This window comes from Frankia canadensis, assembly GCF_900197875.1.
Lineage (GTDB): Bacteria > Actinomycetota > Actinomycetes > Frankiales > Frankiaceae > Frankia > Frankia canadensis.
This window is the reverse complement of sequence record NZ_FZMO01000299.1, coordinates 1-4172: the sequence shown is the minus strand read 5'-3', so window position 1 is coordinate 4172 and position 4172 is coordinate 1. Positions and strand designations below refer to the sequence as shown.

At 73.7% G+C, this 4172-nt stretch carries 4 protein-coding genes; 3 read left to right on the top strand and 1 reads right to left on the bottom strand.

Features of this window, described 5'->3' with window-relative positions:
* The first annotated feature begins 198 nt into the window (after positions 1–198).
* The 3 genes from C1A33_RS21165 (at position 199) to C1A33_RS21155 (ending at position 3744) form a co-directional block, all read left to right on the top strand.
* Positions 199–1848: a circularly permuted type 2 ATP-grasp protein gene (locus C1A33_RS21165; protein ID WP_101833157.1), complete on the top strand. Its 1650-nt coding sequence runs from the start codon at positions 199–201 to the stop codon at positions 1846–1848.
* Positions 1842–2795 carry an alpha-E domain-containing protein gene (locus C1A33_RS21160; RefSeq protein ID WP_101833156.1) on the top strand — a complete coding sequence of 318 codons (954 nt, stop codon included), beginning with the start codon at positions 1842–1844 and terminating at the stop codon, positions 2793–2795. The genes C1A33_RS21165 and C1A33_RS21160 overlap by 7 nt, the downstream gene beginning before the upstream one ends.
* A 103-nt stretch (positions 2796–2898) precedes the next feature.
* Positions 2899–3744, top strand: coding sequence for a transglutaminase family protein (locus tag C1A33_RS21155; RefSeq protein ID WP_101833155.1), 846 nt, complete (start codon positions 2899–2901; stop codon positions 3742–3744).
* Here C1A33_RS21155 and C1A33_RS21150 read toward each other — a convergent pair.
* Complete coding sequence (locus tag C1A33_RS21150; RefSeq protein WP_165818513.1) at positions 3741–4097, bottom strand: transposase; 357 nt, start codon at positions 4095–4097, stop codon at positions 3741–3743. The two genes, C1A33_RS21155 and C1A33_RS21150, sit on opposite strands and share 4 nt — an antisense overlap.
* Between the last annotated feature and the right edge of the window lie 75 nt (positions 4098–4172).

The window sequence follows — 4172 nt, the reverse complement described above, 5'->3', positions numbered from 1 at the left end:
GGATAGGTGGAGGACGGGGGTGGGTGGCCATCGTCTCGCATCCGCGGCGCGCGCCGCGCAGCCGCGCCCGCGACGCCCGGCGGCCGCGATGACGGTGTCCCCCGGGACGTGTCCCGAGCCGTGATCACGGCACCCGCAATCCAGGGCCACCACGGCGACGACACGCGCAGGTAACACGCGCACTTTACGCTCTGCCGCGTGGCGGACCTGTTCGAGGGTTATCCGGCGGAAGCGGCGGCCACGGCGGCCTGGGACGAGGTCTTCGAGGCGTCGAACCGGCCCCGGGAGGTCTACTCCGCCCTGTACGACGCGTTGCAGCCGATGGGCAGCGCCGACCTCGCGGCGCGCAAGGTGGCGTTGGACCGGGCGTTCCGGGACGCCGGCATCACGTTCAACCTGTTCGGCGAGGAGCGGCCGTTCCCGCTGGACCTGGTGCCGCGCCTGCTCGCCGACGACGAGTGGCGCGTCATCGAGCGCGGGGTGACCCAGCGTGTCCACGCGCTGGAGGCGTTCCTGGCCGACGTCTACGGCCCGGCGGAGGTGCTCGCCGACGGGATCGTGCCGCGGCGCCTCGTGCTGACCAGTGCGCACTTCCACCGGGCGGCGCACGGTATCGACCCGCCGAACGGCGTGCGGGCGCACGTGTCGGGCATCGACCTGATCCGCGACGAGCGCGGCGGCTTCCGGGTGCTGGAGGACAACGTCCGGGTGCCGTCCGGCGTCAGCTACGTGATCGAGAACCGGCGGGCGATGACCCGGGTGTTTCCCGAGCTGTTCGCCACCCACCGGGTCCGCCCGGTCGCCGACTACGCCACCCACCTGCTGCACGCGCTGCGCGCCGCCGCGCCACCCGAGGTCGCCGACCCGACCGTCGTCGTGCTCACGCCGGGCGTCTACAACGCCGCCTACTTCGAGCACGCCCTGCTCGCCCGGCAGATGGGCGTCGAGCTCGTCGAGGGCCGTGACCTCAGCGTCCGCGACAACAAGGTGACGATGCGAACCACCGAGGGCGAGCAGCCGGTGCACGTCGTCTACCGCCGCGTCGACGACGACTGGCTGGACCCGGTGCACTTCCGCCCCGAGTCGACGGTCGGCGGCGCGGGCCTGGTCAACGCCGCCCGCGCCGGCAACGTGACGATCGCCAACGCGCTCGGCAACGGTGTCGCCGACGACAAGCTGATGTACACCTACGTCCCCGACCTCATCCGGTACTACCTGGGCGAGGAACCGATCCTGCCCAACGTCGACACCTACCGGCTGGAGGACGCCGACCAGCGCGAGTACGTCCTCGACCGCCTGGACGAGCTCGTCGTCAAGCCGGTGGACGGCTCGGGCGGCAAGGGCATCGTCATCGGCCCGCAGGCCAGCGACGCCGAGCTCGCCGAGCTGCGGGTCCGGGTGTGCGAGGACCCGCGGGGCTGGATCGCGCAGCGGGTGGTGCGGCTGTCGACGTCGCCGACGCTCGCCGACGACCGGCTCGGTCCCCGCCACGTCGACCTGCGGCCGTTCGCCGTCAACGACGGCAACCGGGTGTGGGTGCTGCCCGGCGGGCTGACCCGGGTGGCGCTGCCGCGCGGCAGCCTGGTGGTGAACTCCAGCCAGGGCGGCGGCTCCAAGGACACCTGGGTCCTCGCCCCCGAGCACGGCGGACGCGAGCTCGCGCCGCACCTGGGCCGCCCGCCCGGCGCGGCCGTCGCCCGCCCGGCCAGCGGACCGGACCTCGGCCCGCCGGACTCCTCCGACCAGCAACAGCAGCAGCAACAGAGCCAGCACCGTGACTCGGCCGGGCCGCGAGGCGTCGGCCAACCGGCGGGCGTCGAGGCGGGCGAGGGGGGAGCGCGGTGCTGAGCCGGATCGCGGAGTCGCTGTTCTGGATCGGCCGCTACGTGGAACGGGCCGAGTCGACGGCGCGCATCCTCGACGTCCACGTGCATCGGGTGCTGGAAGACCCGTGGCTGGAGGAGGGTTCGGCGGGGCGGGAGCTGCTCACCGCGATGGGCCAGCCGGCGGGATTCGACCAGCCGGTCGACTCGCGCCGCGTGATGGAAATCCTCGCCTTCGACCCGGTGCGGCCGTTCAGCATCACCGGCGCGCTCTCGGCGGCCCGGGAGAACGCCCGCGGTGCCCGCGTCGTCGTCTCCAGCGACGTCTGGGAGTGCCTCAACGCCAGCTGGAACGACCTTCCGCATACCGAGGAACTGGCCCGCCGGCTCGGCCCGCACGTGTTCTTCCGCTACGTCCGCGAGCGCACCGCGATGCTCGCCGGCCTCGTCGACGCCACCCTGGCCCGCGACGACGGCTGGCGGTTCCTGGTGCTCGGCCGGTCCCTCGAGCGGGTCGACATGACCTCGCGGCTGCTGTCGTCGAGCATCAGCGAGCATCCGCACTCGCAGAGCTGGATCAGCCTGCTGCGCTCCTGCGGCGCGCACGAGGCCTACCTGCGTACCTACCGCCGCGCGGTGGACGCCGCCCGGGTCGCCGAGTTTCTGCTGCTCGACCGACTGTTCCCGCGCTCGGTGTACTGGTCGCTGGCGCTCGCCGAGCAGATCCTCGCCGAGCTCGACGGCGGGCGCGGACGCGGCTCGCCCCGCTCCACCGTCGACGACACGGCCCGCCGCCTCGTCGGGCGGGCCCGCACCGACCTCGAGTTCCACAGCGTCGACGACCTCGTCGCCGACATGCCCGACCTGCTGGCCTCCCTGCAGACCACCTGCTCGACCGTCAGCGCCGAGGTGACCGCCCGCTACTTCGCCCGCGAAGCGCCCCGCTCGTGGGCGATGGAGGTGCCGGCGTGAGCCGACCGTCGAGGCTGACCCGCCCCGCAGGCCCCGCCCGTCCGAGCCCGATCTGGTCCGCCGGGCCGACGCGTCCCACCCGATCCACCTCAGGGGGAACCCGGTGAGCTGGCAGATCCGCATCGAGCACTCGACCGGCCACCGGTACGCGAGCCCCGTGCTGTCCTCGTACAACGAGGTCAGGATCATCCCGCAGACCGCCGCCGCCCAGCTCACCCTGGAGGCGACCGTCCGCACCGAACCCGCCGCGCAGACCTACCGGTACTGGGACTACTGGGGGACGCAGGTCACCGCGTTCGACCTGCACACCCCGCACACCGAGCTCGTCGTCACCGGCCGCTCGATCGTGCAGACCGCCTCGGCGCCGGAGCGCCCGCGCGACGTCCCGACCTGGTCGGCGCTGGCCGAGGACCGGATCGCCGACGAGTTCGTCGAGTACCTGCGACCGTCCGCGTCCACCCCCGAGCACGCGGAGCTGGTCGACGCCGCCCGTGAGCTGGCCGCCACCCACGACCCGCGCGAGTTCGTCCCCGCCGTCGGGGCGTGGGTGCGCGAGCGGCTGACCTACCGGCCCGGCACCACCGGCGTGCACACCTCCGCCGTCGAGGCGTGGCAGAAGGGCGAGGGCGTCTGCCAGGACTTCGCGCACCTCGCGCTGGTGCTGATGCGCGCCGCCGGGATGCCGGCCCGCTACGTGTCGGGCTACCAGCACCCGTCGGCGTCGGCGGAGGTCGGCGAGACGGTCGCCGGGCAGTCACACGCCTGGGTGGAGGGCTGGCTCGGCGAGTGGTGGGGCTTCGACCCGACCAACGACGTCCCCGCCGGCGAGCAGCACGTCGTCGTCGCCCGCAGCCGCGACTACAACGACGTTCCCCCGGTGCGCGGCGTCTTCTCCGGCGGCGCCTCCACCTCGCTGGGCGTCACCGTCTCCGTCACCCGCCTGGCCTAGCCAGCTGCCTGTTCTCGACGGCGAGGCCTGCCGGGGACCTGGGAGCCTGGCCGGGTGCGGGCCGGCGGTGTGGTGGCGGTGCGGAGCACGTCGAGGGCGAGTCTGAGCTGGCCGTTCTCGTAGGCGAGGCGGCGGATCTCGGCCTGGTGGCGGCGGAGTTCGGCGCGAGCGTGATCGGCGGGGATGGCCTCGGCCTGACGGATCCAGGTGCGCAGCGTCTCCGCGCTGATGGTGTGGGCGGCGGCGACGGCCTGGATGGTGGCCCACTCCGAGGCGTGCCGCGGCCGGGCCAGGCGGACCTCGGCGACGGCCTGCGCGCGGAAGGCGGGGGAGTAGGGGGTGGAGCGTCCCATGGTGTCTGTCTCGATTCCGGTTCATCCTGCCTGAGCGGGGCGAGTTCGCCCGGTCAGGGGGCAGGAGTTGGGGTG